The 16,239-nt window shown below is 74.4% G+C and carries 13 protein-coding genes; 11 read left to right on the top strand and 2 right to left on the bottom strand.

Features of this window, described 5'->3' with window-relative positions:
• Positions 1–38 precede the first annotated feature (38 nt).
• The 7 genes from AC0VX6_RS16080 to AC0VX6_RS16050 all read left to right on the top strand — a co-directional run bounded on the left by AC0VX6_RS16080 (position 39) and on the right by AC0VX6_RS16050 (position 9,668).
• Positions 39–929, top strand: coding sequence for an ABC transporter ATP-binding protein (locus tag AC0VX6_RS16080; protein ID WP_475464978.1), 891 nt, complete (start codon positions 39–41; stop codon positions 927–929).
• Positions 926–1,981, top strand: coding sequence for an iron-siderophore ABC transporter substrate-binding protein (locus tag AC0VX6_RS16075; RefSeq protein ID WP_475464976.1), 1,056 nt, complete (start codon positions 926–928; stop codon positions 1,979–1,981). Before AC0VX6_RS16080 ends, AC0VX6_RS16075 begins: the two co-directional genes overlap by 4 nt.
• Positions 1,978–4,080, top strand: a complete 2,103-nt coding sequence (locus AC0VX6_RS16070) for an iron ABC transporter permease (protein ID WP_475464974.1) — start codon at positions 1,978–1,980, stop codon at positions 4,078–4,080. The genes AC0VX6_RS16075 and AC0VX6_RS16070 overlap by 4 nt, the downstream gene beginning before the upstream one ends.
• 37 nt (positions 4,081–4,117) lie before the next feature.
• Positions 4,118–5,215 carry a peptidase C39 family protein gene (locus tag AC0VX6_RS16065; protein ID WP_475464973.1) on the top strand — a complete coding sequence of 366 codons (1,098 nt, stop codon included), beginning with the start codon at positions 4,118–4,120 and terminating at the stop codon, positions 5,213–5,215.
• 127 nt (positions 5,216–5,342) lie between these two features.
• Positions 5,343–5,666, top strand: a complete 324-nt coding sequence (locus AC0VX6_RS16060; protein ID WP_475464971.1) for a putative quinol monooxygenase — start codon at positions 5,343–5,345, stop codon at positions 5,664–5,666.
• A 653-nt stretch (positions 5,667–6,319) separates the two neighbouring features.
• Entirely contained in the window at positions 6,320–7,606 is a 1,287-nt protein-coding gene (locus AC0VX6_RS16055; protein ID WP_475469372.1) for an HNH endonuclease signature motif containing protein, read from the top strand.
• Between the two features lie 595 nt (positions 7,607–8,201).
• The gene (locus tag AC0VX6_RS16050; protein WP_475464969.1) at positions 8,202–9,668 is read left to right on the top strand and encodes a glycoside hydrolase family 43 protein; all 1,467 of its coding nucleotides are present in this window, start codon (positions 8,202–8,204) and stop codon (positions 9,666–9,668) included.
• Between the two features lie 86 nt (positions 9,669–9,754).
• On the opposite strand, the gene AC0VX6_RS16045 is transcribed toward AC0VX6_RS16050, so the two are convergent.
• The gene (locus tag AC0VX6_RS16045) at positions 9,755–10,396 is read right to left on the bottom strand and encodes a DAK2 domain-containing protein (RefSeq protein WP_475464968.1); all 642 of its coding nucleotides are present in this window, start codon (positions 10,394–10,396) and stop codon (positions 9,755–9,757) included.
• 38 nt (positions 10,397–10,434) lie between these two features.
• A complete protein-coding gene (locus AC0VX6_RS16040; protein WP_475464967.1) occupies positions 10,435–11,433 on the bottom strand; it encodes a dihydroxyacetone kinase subunit DhaK in 999 nt (332 codons plus the stop codon).
• A 232-nt stretch (positions 11,434–11,665) separates the two neighbouring features.
• On the opposite strand from AC0VX6_RS16040, the gene AC0VX6_RS16035 reads away from it, so the two are divergent.
• The 4 genes from AC0VX6_RS16035 to pdxA are packed head-to-tail and all read left to right on the top strand — an operon-like array spanning position 11,666 to position 16,214.
• Positions 11,666–12,439, top strand: a complete 774-nt coding sequence (locus AC0VX6_RS16035) for a DeoR/GlpR family DNA-binding transcription regulator (RefSeq protein WP_274973504.1) — start codon at positions 11,666–11,668, stop codon at positions 12,437–12,439.
• A 20-nt stretch (positions 12,440–12,459) separates the two neighbouring features.
• Positions 12,460–13,866, top strand: coding sequence for a GntP family permease (locus tag AC0VX6_RS16030; RefSeq protein ID WP_475464965.1), 1,407 nt, complete (start codon positions 12,460–12,462; stop codon positions 13,864–13,866).
• Between the two features lie 10 nt (positions 13,867–13,876).
• A complete protein-coding gene (locus tag AC0VX6_RS16025; protein WP_475464964.1) occupies positions 13,877–15,199 on the top strand; it encodes a four-carbon acid sugar kinase family protein in 1,323 nt (440 codons plus the stop codon).
• Positions 15,192–16,214: a 4-hydroxythreonine-4-phosphate dehydrogenase PdxA gene (gene pdxA / locus AC0VX6_RS16020; RefSeq protein ID WP_274973501.1), complete on the top strand. Its 1,023-nt coding sequence runs from the start codon at positions 15,192–15,194 to the stop codon at positions 16,212–16,214. Before AC0VX6_RS16025 ends, pdxA begins: the two co-directional genes overlap by 8 nt.
• The last annotated feature ends 25 nt before the right edge of the window (positions 16,215–16,239 follow it).

The raw sequence follows: 16,239 nt of genomic DNA, 5'->3' as shown, positions 1-16,239 counted from the left end.
TCCTCCGCCACGGCCGCCGCGGTCCCGGCACGCCCGGCGTGCCCAGTGCCGTGACGCGCGCGCACGCCCTGAGCGGGGACCGGCTGGTCCTGAGCTACGGCAGCTCCACGGTCGTCCACGGGGCCTCGCTGACCCTGGAGGCCGGGCGCGTGACCGCCCTGGTGGGGCCCAACGGCAGCGGCAAGTCCACGCTCCTGCGCTCGCTCGCCCGACTGCACCGCATCGACGAGGGGCAGGTCACGCTCGGCGGCGGGGACGGGGAACCCGGGCGTCCGGCCTCCCTGCTCAGCGCACGCCGGTTCGCCCGGGAGGTCACCCTGTTCGCCCAGGCCCGGCCCACGCCGGAGGGCCTGGCGGTCAGGGACGTCGTCGCGTTCGGACGCCACCCCTACCGGCGCGGCCTCGCGGGGCTCTCCGACCAGGACCGGCACGCCGTCGAGAACGCGATGGACGCCACCGGCGTGCGGGACATGGCCGACCGGGCGGCCGGACAGCTCTCCGGCGGAGAGATGCAGCGCGTCTGGCTCGCCACCTGCCTGGCCCAGGACACCGGCGTCGTGCTGCTGGACGAGCCTACCAACCACCTGGACCTGCGCTACCAGGTCGAGACCCTCGACCTGATCCGCGACCTCGCCGAGGAGCACGGGGTCGCCGTCGGCGTCGTGCTGCACGACCTCGACCACGCCGCGCGCGTCGCGGACACGCTGCTGCTGCTGAGCGCCGGACGCGTCCACTCCGCGGGCGACCCGGCCGAGGTCCTCACCAGTCGAAACCTCAGCGAGGTCTACGGCATCCGGGTCGAGGTCGCCCACGACCCCCGGACCGGCCGCCTGCGCATCGACCCCGTGGGCCGCCACACGGCCCGTCCCCGGTCCGCGGACGCGGACCACCCGAACACCGCAGAACAGAACAGAGAGAAGCACCCATGACCCGTCTCCCCCGCCTCGCGACCGCGGCCTGCGCCGCCCTCGCCCTCGCCGTCACGGGATGCGGCACCACCAGCGTCGAGGAGGCCGAGGCCGGCGGCGTCGCCGCACCCGCCTCCGAGAGCTGCGCCGAGGACACCACGACCACGTCCACGGGCCCGGTGTCGCTGACCGACGGTGTCGGCCGACAGGTCGAGCTCGACCAGCCCGCCGAGCGCATCGCCGTCCTGGAGTGGCAGCAGGTCGAGGACGCGCTCACCCTGTGCGTCACCCCCGTGGCGGTCTCCGACACCGAGGGCTACAGCACCTGGGTGAGCGCGGAGGAGCTGCCCGAGGGCGTGACCGACATCGGCAACCGCGAGGAGCCCGACCTCGACACCCTGTACGCGCAGAACCCCGACCTGGTCATCGTCGAGGCCTTCAGCGCCGACGACGAGATCATCGCGCAGCTGGAGGAGCGCGGGGTGCCCGTCCTCGTCACGCTGGGCGCCGACCCGGCCGACCCCGTCGGGAACATGCGGCGCGTCTTCCAGATGATCGGCGAGGCGACGGGGCGCACCGAGCGCGCCGACCAGGTGATCGGGGAGTTCGACGCCCACCTCGCCGAGGCCAAGGAGCGGGTGGCCGCCGTCGACCTGCCCACGAAGGACTTCCTGTACTTCGACGGGTGGCTCCAGGGCGGCAACCTCACCATCCGGCCCTACGGCGAGGGCGCGCTGTTCACCGCCCTCGGTGAGGAGCTCGGGATGACCCCGGTCTGGACCGACGAGATCAACGAGGCCTACGGGGACGGCGGCGTCAACCCCTCCTACGGCCTGGCGCAGACCGACGTCGAGGGGCTCACCGCCGTGGGCGGGGCCAACCTCTTCTACGCCAACGACGAGGGCGTCGGCGGCTACGTGGAGGCGCTGGAGGAGAACCCGATCTGGAACTCCCTCCCGGCCGTGGAGGAGGAGCGGGCCCACGCCTTCCCCCCGCGGATCTGGGGCGCGGGCGGCCCGCGCTCGACCGCGCAGGCCGTCGACGCCTTCGCCGACGCGATCACCCAGGAATGAGCGGACCGGTTCAGGCCCCGCCCCGTCGGTCCCCGCTGCCGCGCGTCGGCGCGCGCGGCGGCGCCGCCGGGGCGGCGGTCCTCGCGGGACTGGTCACCGCGATCCTCGCGGTGGCCGTGTTGCACCTCACGCAGGGGACCTCCGGCGTGGGGTGGTGGGACCTGGTGCGCTACGCGGCCGGGGAACGGGAGGCCGTCGACGGGGTGCCGGTCGGCGACGTGCTGGCCGGATCGCGGCTTCCTCGCCTGTTCGCCGGTGTGGCCGTGGGCTTCGCCCTCGGCGTCGCCGGGGCGCTGTTGCAGTCGGTCACCCGCAACGCGCTCGCCTCCCCCGACACGCTCGCGGTCACGGCGGGGTCCTACCTGGCCCTGACCCTGGTGGCCGCGTTCGGGTTCGCCGTCCCGCTGTGGGCCTCCGGCCTGGTGTCCTTCACCGGGGGGCTCCTGGCCGCCGCGCTCGTGCTGGGACTGGCGGGCAACGCCGCCGGAACGGCCACGACGCGGCTGATCCTGGCCGGTTCTGCGACCGCGATGGCCCTGGACGCGGCGACCGCGATGCTGCTGATCCTGTTCAAGGAGAACACCACCGGCCTCTTCGCCTGGGGGAGCGGCTCCCTGGCCCAGCTCAACATCGACGCGTCCCTGCGCGCGATGCCGCTCATCGTCGCCGTGCTGGGCGCGGCACTGCTGCTGAGCCGAAGGCTGGACGTGCTGGGCCTGGGCGACGACACCGCGGCCTCGCTCGGCGTGCCCCTGCGCTCGACCCGGACCGCCGCGGTGCTCTGCGCCGTGCTCCTCACCGGAGCGGCGGTGACGCTGGCCGGCCCGATCGCCTTCGTCGGTCTGGGCGCGCCCGTGCTGGCGCGCCTGCTCGCCGGGTGGATCCGGCCGCTGCGGAGGCACCTGCTGCTCGTGACCGCCTCCGGGCTCCTGGGCGCCCTCCTGATCCTGCTCGCGGACGCCGGGCTGCGCGCGCTGCTCGGCGCCGAGGGCGCCGCCTCGATCCCCACGGGAGTGCCCACGGCCGTGCTCGGCGGCCTGCTCATCGTGGTCCTGGCCCTGCGCCTGCGCGACGCGGGCCCGGTGCGCCGACCGCCGGGCGCGCGGACCGGGCCGCGCACGCGGCGGCGCTTCCTCGTCGTCCTGCTGGTCGCGGCGGCCCTGCTCGTCTCGGCGGCGCTCGTGGGCCTGCTCGCGGGCAGCCTGTGGCTGCGCACGGGCGACATCGCCCTGTGGCTCCAGGGGAGCGCACCGGACCTGATCGGCCGGTCCCTGGACGAACGGTTCCCCCGCGTGGCCGCCGCCGTGCTCGCCGGAGCGGCGCTGGCCCTGGCCGGAAGCGCCGTCCAGAGCACCGTGCGCAACCCGCTCGCGGAGCCCGGACTGCTGGGCATCACCGCAGGAGCCGGGCTGGGGGCGGTGATCGTGGTGACCGCCAGCCCCGGCAGCGGCCTGCCGTCGCTGGTCACCATGGCGCTCCTCACGGGCCTGGCCACGTTCGTGCTGATCGCCGTGCTGGCCTGGAGGGGCGGGCTGCGTCCTGACCGGTTCGTGCTGATCGGCATCGGGTGCGGGTACAGCCTGAGCGCGGTCACGACGTTCCTGCTCCTGCGCGCCGACCCCTGGCAGACCCCGCGCATCTTCACGTGGCTGTCCGGCACGACCTACGGGCGCACCCTGCCGGAGGTCGTTCCGGTCGCGGTGGCGCTCGTGCTGGCGGCGCCGCTGATCATCGGCATGGCCCGCCACCTCGACCTGATCGCCGTGGACGAGGACACGCCCCGCATCCTCGGCATGCGGGTGGAGCGGATGCGGCTGGTGCTGCTCGCCGTCGCCGCAGTCCTGGCCGCCGTCAGCGTGGTCGCGGTCGGGGTCGTCGGCTTCGTCGGGCTCGTGGCACCCCACCTGGCCCGCGCGCTGGTCGGCGCCCGGCACGGGCGCAGCGTTCCGGTCGCGATGCTGCTGGGCGCGCTGCTGGTCTGCGTGGCCGACACCCTGGGCCGCACGCTGCTGGCCCCGGCCCAACTGCCGGCCGGGCTCATGATCGCCCTGGTCGGCGCCCCCTACCTCGTCTGGCTGCTGCGCCGCTCCCGCGCGTGAACCGCCGATCCCCTCTGATCCGCACCAGGAGTACCGAATGCCGTCCCACAGTCCCGACGCGCCCGCCCCGGTCGTCGTCCCCTTCGACCCGGCCGCCGTGCCCGCGCCGCTGGCCCGGATCGCCCCCGGCCCGGTGCTCGAACGCTGGGGAGCCGTCGACCGCTCGGCCCACGCGCCCGAGATCGTGGCCGTCCCCGACGCCGCGGGGGAGGGCTGGGCCGCCGCCGCACTGGTGACGGCGCGCCCGCGCACGGCCTACGCCAAGATCGTCGACGCCGTCGGTGACGTGCCCGCCGCCGCGGCGGCGGTCCTGGCCCGCGCGCGGGGCCGGGGGCTCGTGCAGGTCAAGTGGGAGGGGTGGACGGTCGGCGCGAAGGAGGCCGCAGCCGCCGGCTTCGCACCGCTGGAGGCCCCGCGCGGGGAGGAGGGGGACGGGAACCGTCCGCCTGCAGGTCACGTGCGGTGGCTGGGGGAGGAGTCGGTGGAGGAGCCGCCGTACTACCGCCAGTCCACGAACTTCACGTGCGGCGCCGTCACCGCCCTGGTCGCGCAGGTGCAGGCCGGGGCGGTGCCCCGCGAGTCCCTGGAGCGTCCGGCGGAGCTGACGCTGTGGCGCGACGCGACGAACTTCCCCGCCTGCGAGCCCGTCGGGCTGGGCGTGGCCGTGCGCCGGGCGTGGCCGTCGTCGCCCGTCACGGTGTTCCTCGACGTGGACCGGCCGGTCATGCTCGACTCCTACGCCGGGGACGAGAGGGAGTGGCGCGCCGTCCTCCAGCGCGCGTCGCGGGCGGACGCGGAGCGCGCCGGGGTACCGGTGGACCCGCGCCGCCTGTCCACGGCCGACATCCGCGGCGCGGTCGGCCGGGGGGAGCGCGTGCTGCTGCTGGTCTCCCTGGCCGCGATGCAGGGCTTCGACGTGCCGCACTGGGTGCTCTGCCACGGGGCCGTGCCGGGCGCGCTCGTGGTCGAGGACCCCTGGACCAACGATGCCACGGGCGACACCTGGGTCGACGCCCACCTGCTGCCCGTGTCCGACGCCGCGCTCGACGCGATGTCGTCGCTGGAGCGGGACGGCTACCGCGGCGCCGTGGGCATCGCGGGGCCGGAGGGCGGGGAGCCGCCGCGCCGTTCCTGAGACCGTCCCGGGTCCGTGGACCGGTTCGCCCCGGCCCGTCCGGTTGCCGCCGAGGTCGCCGTTTCTGGGAAAGTGGGGACGGGGCGCGGCACACCGTGTCCCACAGCAGCAACAGGGAGGAGGGACGATGATCCTCATCGTCGTCAAGTTCCGGGCCAAGCCCGAGGTCGGAGACGGCTTCCTGGACGCGGTCGCCGACTTCACCGCGGCCACCCGCGCCGAGCCGGGCAACCTGTGGTTCGAGTGGTCCCGCAGCGTCGAGCGCGAGAACGAGTTCGTGCTCGTCGAGGCGTTCAAGGACGGCGCAGCCGAGGCACACGTCAACAGCGACCACTTCCGCGACGGGCTGGCCGCCATGAAGCCGCTGCTCACCGAGACCCCGCTCATCGTCAGCCGGGCCGTGGAGGGCGAGGGCTGGGACCGGATGGGCGAGCTCACCATCGACGCCTGACCGGTTTCCGTTTCCTCCAGGCAGTGTTCCGGCCCCGGGCGATCGTCCGGGGCCGTTCGCGTGTCTTCCACAGGTGGGGATTGGGGCTGGTCGTGGGTGGTGCGGTGATGGTTTGCTGGAAATAGGGGGGATCCCACCCAGGGGGCGTTTTGGTGTGCCCTAAAGCGCCTCGCCGGGCATAAAGAAATGAGGGGTAGGGAGGGGCCGTCCACAGGGCCCCTCCCTACGCTATTCCTGCTGGGGATTGCTGGCGGCAACGAAAGCGCGCCAGCTGCCGCGAAAGGGTACGGGCTGCGGGAAACGGCGGGCGCCGGGTGGGGGCGTGGGCGGCCGACGAAAAGCGGCACCAAAGGCGGGAGCGGCTACAGGAGGGCGACCAACGCCCGGGGTGTGGGGGTGGTCGGGCTCTGCTGCGTCAGCACCAACGGCCAGCAGGCCCTCCGGTCTCGGGCAACGATCCTGGCCCCTGTGGTCGGGGGGCGGCATCGCCGAGGTCAATATGGCATTCTGGGCGCACCTTTTCGGACACCTTTTAATCCGGCACCATTGCGACCCATGAGGCAAAAGCATCCTCCAGAAAGAAAGTCGGCAATTGATGCTGTGAATGGTGGAGAAAGGGCGATCGGCGGCCTATGATAAGAAGTATGGAGATGATGACCGCAGCGCCCGAGGCGGCCCCCGGGGAATGTTCCCCGGCCGTGGCCGCGCTGGCCGGTGCGCGCGAGATCATCGACCACGCGTTGAACGCCGACGTGCCGCCCGGGGCGGACGAGAGCGCCGCTGAGGAGATCGCGGCGCTGTGGGCCCAGCTGGACCAGATCCGGTACCAGGCGTTGGCGCGGATGGCGCGTTTGTACGCGCGGGGTGCGGTGGCCCGCTACAGCGGCTACAGCACGTTGGACAAGTGGTTGGTGCACCACGGCAAGTTGCCCACCTCCCAGGCCAAGGATTTGGCGCGGCTGGCCCAGCACGTGCACGAGGAGACCTTGCCCGCCACCGCCCAGGCGGTGGCTGAGGGCGTGGTGGGGTTGGGTGAGGCGGTGGTGATCGCCAAGGTCACCGACAAGGCCGTCCAGACCCGCGACACCGAGCATTTCCCCGATCAGGCGCAGTACCGGCAGGGGTTCGAGTCGGCGTTGGTGGCCGCGAAGGCGGAGCGGCCTGCGTTGTCGGTCAACCAACTCCAGTCAGTGGCCCGCCAGGTCGCGCACCGTTTGGACCCCCACCGCCTGGACCGCGACCACCAGGCCGCTCACGCCTCGCGTGGGCTGGTCGTGCATGACACGTTCCAGGGCAGCTACCAGCTCCAGGCGTGGGGCGGCAGTGGGGATGCGTTGATCGTGCGCGCGGCCATCGACACCTTCACCACCCCACCCTCGGACGAGGACACGCGGTCGCGGTCGCAGCGGGAGCACGACGCGCTCATCGCGGCGCTGCGCTTTGCCACCACCCACACCGGATGCGCCAACGCCCCCGCTGCGTTGGCGCAGATCCGCATCGTGGTGCCGGTGCAGACCTACCTGGACACCCAGGGCCAGGAAGTTCCGGCGCTGGACGAGCGCGGACGGGTGATTCCGGTCGGGGTGGTGCACGAGTTGGCCGCCGACTCTGAGGTGGTGCGGATGCTCACCGCCCCGCCCACCGGGCAGGTCCTGGATGTGGGCCACAGCCGCCGGTTGGCCTCAGCCCGCCAGCGCACCGCCGCGTTCCACGGGCACACCACCTGCGCCCACCCGGGCGGGTGCGAAGTTCCGGTGGCCCTCTGCCAGGCCGATCATGTGCAGTCGTTCTCTCGGGGCGGGCGCACGGTGGTGGCGAACCTGCAACCCTTGTGTGGGCCGCATAACCGGGCCAAGTACCAACGCGAACTCCGCACACACCAGCGGAGGGAACAGGATTATCCGCCCGGCAGGGTTGCGGTTCCACCGCCCCGGGAGTGACCCCTGGCCGGGCCGGGCCCCGGCATGCCCGCGCCCGCCAGGCGGCCCGGGCCCTGCCGCCAGCCGTCGTCGCTGCCACCGTCGCCCACCCCCGCCACAGGGGCCGGTCGCGCTGCCCCAGGCCCGCCACTCCCGCCGCCTTTGGTGCCAACGCAGCAAAGCCCCACCACCCACCAACATCAAGCGTTGGTCGCCCTCCGCACCACCTCGCGGCAGCAGGCGCCGCCACCTCCGGCCACCACCCGCGACAAGGGCGTTGAACGGCGTGCCCAGGCACCCGCCGACTTTGGTGCCAACGCAGCAAAGCCCCACCACCCCACAACCTCAGGCGTTGGTCGCAGCCTGCGCCACTTCGCGGCAGCAGGCGCCGCTGCCTCGACCACCACCCGTGACCAGAGCGTTCAGCGGCGCCCCCGGACACCCGCCGCCTTCGCTGCCGCTACAACAGGCCTCCACCGCTCAGGGACTCGGCGTTGCAAGGGGTTGGCACTGTGCTGGCACTGTGGGGCCGGTACCGTCCGACCGGACCGGAACGGAGCGGGCGGGCGCCCGCCCCGCTCCGGGTCGGCCCGGTGGGGCGTGTCACACTCGTTGGGTGACCGAGCCCGAAGTTCCCCCCGGAGGCGGCGTCCTGCCGACCCGCCCGATCCTCGGCGGTTTCCACCCCGACCCCACGGTGTGCCGTGTGGGCGACGTGTTCTACCTGGCGTGTTCGAGCTTCGAGTACGCGCCGGGGGTCCCCCTGTTCCGGTCGCGGGACCTCGTGTCCTGGGAGCGGGTCGGCGCGGTCATGGACCGGCCCTCCCAACTGGTGCTGTCCGGCGCCGCGCCGTCCTCGGGCGTCTACGCCCCGACCCTGCGCCACCACGACGGCACCTTCTTCCTGGTGACCACCAACGTCTCCGACGGCCCCGGACACCTGCTGATGACGGCGACCGACCCCGCCGGTCCGTGGTCCGACCCGGTGCGGATCCGCGGCGCCGGCGGCATCGACCCGGACCTGGCCTGGGACGGGGACGGCAGGTGCCTGCTCACCTGGTCCGACGGCGGCATCCGCCAGGCCGTCCTCGACCCGGCCACCGGCGAGCTGCTGTCCCAGCCGTGTTCGCTGTGGAGCGGCACCGGGGGCAGGGACCCCGAGGGCCCGCACCTGTACCGCGTCGGGCGGTGGTGGTACCTGCTGGTCGCCGAGGGCGGCACCGGCCCCGGGCACGCGGTGACGGTCGCCCGGGGGCCCTCGCCGGAGGGCCCCTTCGAGGCCTGCCCGCACAACCCCCTGCTGACCGCCAGGGGGACGCCGGGCCCGGTGCAGAACACCGGCCACGCCGACCTGGTCGAGCGGCCGGACGGGTCGTGGGCGGCGGTGTTCCTGGGAGTGCGACCCTCGGGCTCCTTCCCCGGCTGGCACGTGCTGGGCAGGGAGTCCTTCGCCGCCGACGTCGCCTGGCGCGAGGGCTGGCCCACGGTGAGCGGACCGGTCGAACCGGGGGAGCCGGCGCGGGTGCGCGCCTCACTGGGCGAGGGGACGCCCGGCCCCGACTGGGTCGGCGCCGGGGTCTTCCCCGACCGGGTGCTGCGGTGGTCGGGGGACCGGTGGCGGATGACGCCTCCCGGGGACGGGCGGGTGTTCGTCGGCCGCCGCCAGGAGCACACGACCATGACTGTCCGGGCCGGGATCGACGCGGACGGGGACGCGGGCGCCCTGGAGGTCCGCGTCGACCCCGTCCACCGGTTCGCCCTGGAGGTCGGGGGCGGACGGGTGCGTGCCGTCGCTCAGACCGGACCGCTCACCAGCGTGCTGGGGGAGGCGCCGGCGTCCGCCGACACGGTGCTCGAACTGCGGGTGGAGCCCTCGACGGCGCCCGAGTACAGCCGCGAACGGGGACCGGACGTGGTCGTCGCCGCGGTCCGCACCCCCGAAGGCGCCACCGAGCTGGCCCGGATCGACGGACGCTACCTGTCGACCGAGGTCGCGGGCGGGTTCACCGGCCGCATGGTCGGGGTGAGCTGCGGCCCGGGCGGGACCGGGGTGCGTTTCGTGGAGTACCTCGGCGGCGCCTGACCGGGCCGGGCCCCTCGCCGCGCGTCCGGCCGGGGGCGTGGGGCCTTGGCCGCACGCCCCCGGGCGCGGTCCCGGCCGACCGGGGCTCAGACTCCGACGACCCCCTGCGCTGCCCGGTAGAACAGGGCGACGGTCACCGCGCCGGGGTCCGGGCTGCCCAGGGCGGCCTCACCCACGTAGCTGGTGCGCCCCCGGCGGCCGAGCAGTTCGCTGGTGCCGTCCGCGCCCTCCCGCGCGGCCCGCGCCGCCTCCCGCAGCCCGGCGTGCAGCCCCGCGCCGCGGTCCACGGCCCCGGCCAGGGCCTCCGACGCCGGGGCGACGGCGTCGACCATGGTGCGGTCCCCGACCTCGGCCGACCCCAGCCGGTGCAGGGTCGCCCACCCGTTCGCGGTGGCCTCGGCCACCATCGCCAGGGTGAACGCCTGCGCACCCGCGCCCGCCTTGCCGAACTCGCGGAACCACATGCCGAACAGCGGGCCGCTGGTGCCGCCGCTGTGGCCCAGGAAGGTCTCCGCCATCACCTCGAAGGACTGCCCGGCCGACCCGGTGGCGGCGGTGTCGGCCAGGGCCTCGCGCGTGCGGCGCAGCGCGGTGGTCATGTTGGTGCCGAAGTCGCCGTCGCCGCTGCGGCGGTCCAGGTCGGTGAGGTGTGCGCCCTCCTCCTCGACCGCGCCGATGAAGGCCTGCACCCACCGCTCGACGTCGGAGGGACTGAGCTGCTCTGCCATGCCGGTGCTCCCGTTCGGACTGTGCTGGGACGGACGTTCTACCAGGTGAGCGCGGGTGTGGCGGCCGGAGCGTCCCACAGCTCCAACACCTCGTCGTCGGCCTCGACCAGGGTGACCGAGCAGCCCGCCATGTCCAGGGAGGTCACGTAGGACCCCACGAGGGAGCGGGCCACCCCGATCCCGGCGGCGTCCAGGACGCGCCGCGCCTCGCGGAACACCCCGTACAGCTCCAGGTCGTGTGTGGCGCCCAGCCCGTTGACGATGGCGACCACCCGGTCCCCGCGGCCCAGGCCCAGCGCCTCTACCAGCGGCGAGACCATCGGGGGCACCAACTCGCGGGAGGGTCCGAAGGCCCGCCGTTGTCGGGCCCGCTCGCCGTGGATGCCCACGCCGAACTCCACCTCGTCCGCGGGCAGTTCGAACGAGGAACGCGACTCGCCCGGGTGGGCGCCCGCGGCCAGCGCCACGGACAGGGTGCGGCTGCGCTCGGCCACCCGGCGCCCGAGCGCGGTCAGCTCCGCCAGGTCGGCACCGCGCTCGGCCGCGGCGCCGCAGACCTTCTCCACCGCCACGACCGCCGCCGTGCCCCGGCGTCCCGGGCCCCCGCCGTCGCCGGTGTCGGTGGCCAGGTCGTCGTCGACCAGGACGATCTCGCTGCGCACGCCCGCGTCGGCCAGCAGCTCCCCGGCGATGCGGAAGTTGAGCACGTCTCCGGTGTAGTTCTTGACCACGTGCAGGACTCCCCGGCCGGTGTCGGCCGCCTGCGAGGCCGCCCGGATCTGCACGGCTGTGGGGGAGGCGAAGACGGCCCCCGGCACGGCGGCGTCGAGCATGCCGGTGCCCACGAAGCCCACGTGCAGGGGCTCGTGGCCCGAGCCGCCGCCGGAGACCACCGCGACCTTGTCCGCGGCCGGGCGGGCGCGCACGACGTAGGCGGGGTCGGCGTTGAGGCGCACGTGCCGCGGCCAGGCCGCGGCGAACCCCTCCAGCGCCTCGGACACCACGTCGCCCGGTTCGTTGATGAACTGTCTTCGCATCGGCACGCTCCGTAGTCCTCGCTGCGGCCCCCTGCGGCGCCGTATGCGACATAGCCGTGTGCCGCCCCGCCCAAACGTCCCCGGCCGGGCTGTTATCGGCCCGGTGCCCGCGTCCTCGCCCCTCGGACGTTATATGCGCGTTATGGGCACATCGGGGCTGACCTCTTGCTCTTCCTTGCGTAAAGCGCGCAGTATGTCCCTGTTCACATGCGCGAAACGAGCAGGAGTGGTCATGCGTCACCAGGGGCTGCTGGACGCCGTCACCGACGGCGTGCAGAGGGTCGAGGACCTCGCGAGGGAACTCGGCATCAGCCCCTCCACCGTGCGGCGCGGGCTGGGCGAACTGGAGAGGGCCGGAAAGGTGGTCCGCACCCACGGCGGCGCGGTCCCCGCGCCCGCGGGCGCCGAACTGTCCTGGACCCAGAAGAGCCTGCGCAACGCCCCCGCCAAGCGGCGCATCGCCGACCACGCCGCCGCTCTGGTCGAGGACGACCACGTCGTCCTGCTGGACGCCGGGAGTACCACCACCTTCGTGGCCGAGCGCATGGCCCGGCGCTCGGGGCCCACCGTGGTCACCTCCGGTCTCGGCCCCATGGCGGCGCTGCACGACGCCGAGGGCATCGAACTCGTCGTCGTCGGCGGGCGCGTGCGGCGCAGGCGGGGCTCCATCGTCGGCGACTACGCGCACGGCGTGCTGGACCGCATCACCCCGCACATCGCCTTCATCGGCGCCGACGGGCTCCTGCCCGGCCGGGGGCTCAACTGCCCCAGCCCCGAGATCGCCGCCGCCAAGGAACTCCAGATGCGCAGCGCCCGGCGGATCTTCGTGGTCGCCGACTCCACCAAGGTCGGCTCCGGCCCCCACCCGTACTGGGCGGTCGTGCCCGGACCCTACGGCCTGATCACCGACGACGGGATCGGAGCCCGCGAGCGTGAGGCCCTCGACGCCGATCCCGCCTGCACCCCCCACGTCGTCGCGGTCGACGCGGGCACGCGACCGCAGTGACCCCCTGAAAGGCACCTGGTATGGAAGTACAGCTCCTCGCGGCACTGCTCCTGGGCGTGGCCACCGTCATCGCCCTCATCCTGTGGTCCCGGCTGGACGCGTTCATCGGACTGCTCGCCGGGGCCCTGGTCACCGGCGTGGTCGCGGGCGTCCCCGCCCCCGAACTGGTGGAGCACCTGACCACCGGCTTCGGCAACACCCTCGCCGGGATCGGCGTCGTCATCGCCCTGGGCGTGATGATCGGCACCGTCCTGGAACGCAGCGGCGGCGCCGACGCCCTGGCCAAGGCCTTCGTCCGCATGGCCGGGAAGGGCCGCGAGGACGTGGCGATGACCGCCACCGGCGCGGTCGTGTCCGTCCCGGTGTTCTGCGACTCCGGCTTCGTCATCCTGCACCCGCTCGCCCGCTCCCTGGCCAGGCGCTACGGCAGGCCGCTGGTCGTGATGAGCCTGGCCCTGGCGGGCGGGCTGTCCATCACCCACCACCTGGTCCCGCCCACGCCCGGCCCGCTCGCCGCCGTCGGTCTCCTCGGCGCCGACCTGGGCACCACCGTCCTGCTCGGCGGGGCCATGTCGATCCTGCTCATCCCGGTCGTGGTGGTCTACGCGCGCTACATGGGACCCCGCCTGGAGGCGAGCGTGGAGTCGGGCCTGGTCCCCGAGAACGCCGCCGCGGGCGGGCCGGGCGCGGCCACCCGCGAGGTCGACGGGGCCGGAGACGCCGCCCCGGCCGCCGGACGCGACATCAGCCAGGAACCCCCGGACCCGGGCGTGAGCGCGCTGACCGCTTCCGTTCCGCTGCTGCTGCCCCTGCTGCTCATCGTGGGCAACACCCTCACCGGCGCGCTCGCCGGGGGCAGCGCGGTCGCCGACGTCTTCGCCTTCCTCGGCAACCCCGCCATCGCCCTGATCATCGGGCTGGTCATCGCCGTCTACACGCTGCCGCCCCGGGGGACGGGGCGCCGGGAGGTCGTCTCCTGGCTCACCGCGGCCGCCGCCTCGGCCGGGATGATCGTGTTCATCACCGGCGCCGGAGGGGCCTTCGGAGAGGTCCTGCGCGCCTCCGGTGTGGGCGACGCGCTGGCCGACGCCGTCTCGGGATGGCCCGTGCCGATGTTCCTGCTGCCGTTCGTGATCGCCACCTTCGTCCGGCTGGCCCAGGGCTCGGGCACCGTCGCCATCATCACCTCCGCCACCCTCAGCGCCCCGATCGTGGCGGCGGCGGGGATCAACCCGGCGCTCGCCGTGGCCTCCGCGTGCGCCGGCTCCTTCGTCTTCTCCTACGTCAGCGACTCCTACTTCTGGGTCGTGACCCGGTTCACCGGCCTGTCCGGCGGCGCCGCCATGAAGATGTGGAGCGGGATGACCACCGTGCTGTGGCTGGCCAGCCTGCCGCTGCTGTGCGTCGCCGCCCTGGTCCTGGGATAGGGGGAAGCCCGTGGCGCAGATCCTCGTCCTGTCCGACGACCTCACCGGAGCCAACGCCACCGGCGCGCGCTTCGCCCAGACCGGCATGCGCGTGGCCTCGGTGGACGCCGGGCACGCCCACCACGCGGCCCCGGCCTACGACGCGGTCGTGGCCAACCTGGACAGCCGCCACCTGGCCGCCCCCGAGGCCGCCGGGCTCGTCACCGCCGTCGTGGACCGGCTCTGGCCGGTGGACCTGGTGGTCAAGCGCACCGACACCACCCTGCGCGGCAACGTCGGCGCCGAACTGGAGGCCGCCTGGCGGGCGGTGCGCGAGCGCACGCCGACCGGAGTCCGCGTCCGCCTGCTCTTCGCGCCCGCCCACCCCGCCTCCGGGCGGATCACCGTCGACGGCGTCCAACTGCTCGACGGGGTCCCGCTGGAGCGCACCCAGCTGGCCCTGGACCCGCTGAACCCGGTCCGCACCAGCGTGGTGACCGACCTCGTCGCCGAGCAGAGCGCCCTGGCCGTGCGGCACCTGTCCCTGGGCCGGGTCACCCGCGCCGACCTCGTCGGGGAACTGCTCGCGGGCGACGAACCCGTCGTGCTGTGCGACGCCGTGACCGAGGACCACCTGGCCGACATCGCCCGGGCGGCGGCCGCGGCCTCCCGCCGGGACGGCACCGTCTGGGTGGCCGCCGACCCCGGCCCGTTCGGGGCGCTGCTCGCCCGCGAGCTGGGGCTGCGCGGCACCGCGCCCGACCCCGGGCCGGTCCTGGCGGTGGTGGGCAGCGCGACCGAGCTGACCCGGCGCCAGCTCGACACCGTCGCCGAGGACCCCTCGACGGAGTTCGTCGACGTCGACGCCCGGCGCTTCACGTCCGACCCCGGGCACCGCGACGAGGTCGCGCGGCTCCTGGCCGCGGCCCTGGCCAGGACCTCCTTCCCCGCGGCCGTGGTCGTGCGCACCCGCGCCTCGGCCGAGGACGTCGTGCGCCTTCCGGCCGAGGCGCGCCGCGCCATGCCCGGCATGCTGGCCGCGCTGGTCGCCGGGGCCGTCGCCCGGACCCGGCCCAGCGCGCTGTTCTCCAGCGGCGGCGACGTCACCTCCGCCCTGCTCGCCGCCCTGGACGTGCGCGCCCTGGACGTGGGCGGCGAACTCGTCCCGCTGGCCGTGCACGGCCGCCTGGACGGCGGGCCGCTGGAGGGAACCCCGATCATCACCAAGGGCGGGCTGGTCGGGGATCAGGACACCATCGCGCGCTGCCTGGCGCGGCTGCGCGACACGGTCAACGACAGGCTGCGCGGGGTGTCCGCGCGGATCCCGAGCGGAGGAAGACGAGAAGATGACTGAACGCCCGACCCTGGCCGTCACCGTCGGAGACCCCGTCGGCATCGGCCCCGAGATCACCGTGCGCACCCTGGCCGAGGTGGGCGCCACCGCCCCCGCGCGCGGGGTGGTCGTCGCCGACCCCGCCGTGCTGCGCCGCGCGGCCGCCGTCCTGGACTTGGACGTGCGGGTGCGCGCCCTGTCCTCCTGGGACCTGCCGCCGGAGCAGGAGGGGGTGATCGACTGCCTCGACATCGACGCGCTCGGTGGCACCGAACTGGAGTGGGGCGTGGTCGACGCGCGCGCCGGGGCCGCTGCGGTCCGCGCGATCGAGGTGGCCACGCGGGCGGCGATGGAGCGGCGCGTGGACGGGATCGTCACCGGGCCCATCAACAAGGAGGCCATCTGGGCCTCGGGCAGCCGCCACCTCGGCCACACCGAGATGCTCGGCGAGCTGACCGGAGTCACCCGCCAGAACACCATGTTCGTGGTGCGCGGCAAGAAGGTCTTCTTCGCCACCCGGCACGTCTCGCTGCGCGGCGCGCTGGACATGATCAACGAGGAGCAGCAGGTGGGGGCGATCACCGAGGCGCTCACCGCGCTGCGCGTGTTCGGCCACGACGAACCCACCCTGGCGGTGGCGGCGATCAACCCGCACGGCGGCGAGAACGGCGCCTTCGGAGACGAGGAGATCCGCCACCTGGCCCCGGCGGTGGAGCGCACGCGCGCCTCGGGCGCGAACGTGGTCGGGCCGGTCCCGGCGGACTCGGTCTTCCACCGCCTGCTGACCGGCCACTACGACGGGGTGCTCTCGCAGTACCACGACCAGGGCCACATCGCGGCCAAGACCTTCGACTTCGACGGGACGATCTCGGTGACGGTGGGCCTGCCGATCCTGCGCACGTCGGTGGACCACGGCACCGCCTTCGACATCGCGGGCCGGGGGGAGGCCGACCACGGCACCATGCGCTCGGCCTTCCTGCACGGGGCCGACTTCGCCCGCTTCGCCGACCGCATCCGCGCCGAGTACGGGAACTGACCGAGGGCGGGGGCGCCGCGGACCG

The organism is Nocardiopsis sp. iso_25 (genome assembly GCF_056173305.1).
This window is presented reverse-complemented; position numbering and strand designations above follow the sequence as displayed.

Bases quoted from the DNA above. Each gene is read 5' to 3' on its own strand.
- AC0VX6_RS16075 (WP_475464976.1), top strand. From the start codon at position 926: ATGACCCGTCTCCCCCGCCTCGCGACCGCGGCCTGCGCCGCCCTCGCC.
- AC0VX6_RS16070 (WP_475464974.1), top strand. From the start codon at position 1,978: ATGAGCGGACCGGTTCAGGCCCCGCCCCGTCGGTCCCCGCTGCCGCGC.
- AC0VX6_RS16065 (WP_475464973.1), top strand. From the start codon at position 4,118: ATGCCGTCCCACAGTCCCGACGCGCCCGCCCCGGTCGTCGTCCCCTTC.
- AC0VX6_RS16060 (WP_475464971.1), top strand. From the start codon at position 5,343: ATGATCCTCATCGTCGTCAAGTTCCGGGCCAAGCCCGAGGTCGGAGAC.
- AC0VX6_RS16055 (WP_475469372.1), top strand. From the start codon at position 6,320: ATGACCGCAGCGCCCGAGGCGGCCCCCGGGGAATGTTCCCCGGCCGTG.
- AC0VX6_RS16045 (WP_475464968.1), bottom strand. From the start codon at position 10,396: ATGGCAGAGCAGCTCAGTCCCTCCGACGTCGAGCGGTGGGTGCAGGCC.
- AC0VX6_RS16040 (WP_475464967.1), bottom strand. From the start codon at position 11,433: ATGCGAAGACAGTTCATCAACGAACCGGGCGACGTGGTGTCCGAGGCG.
- AC0VX6_RS16035 (WP_274973504.1), top strand. From the start codon at position 11,666: ATGCGTCACCAGGGGCTGCTGGACGCCGTCACCGACGGCGTGCAGAGG.
- AC0VX6_RS16030 (WP_475464965.1), top strand. From the start codon at position 12,460: ATGGAAGTACAGCTCCTCGCGGCACTGCTCCTGGGCGTGGCCACCGTC.
- pdxA (WP_274973501.1), top strand. From the start codon at position 15,192: ATGACTGAACGCCCGACCCTGGCCGTCACCGTCGGAGACCCCGTCGGC.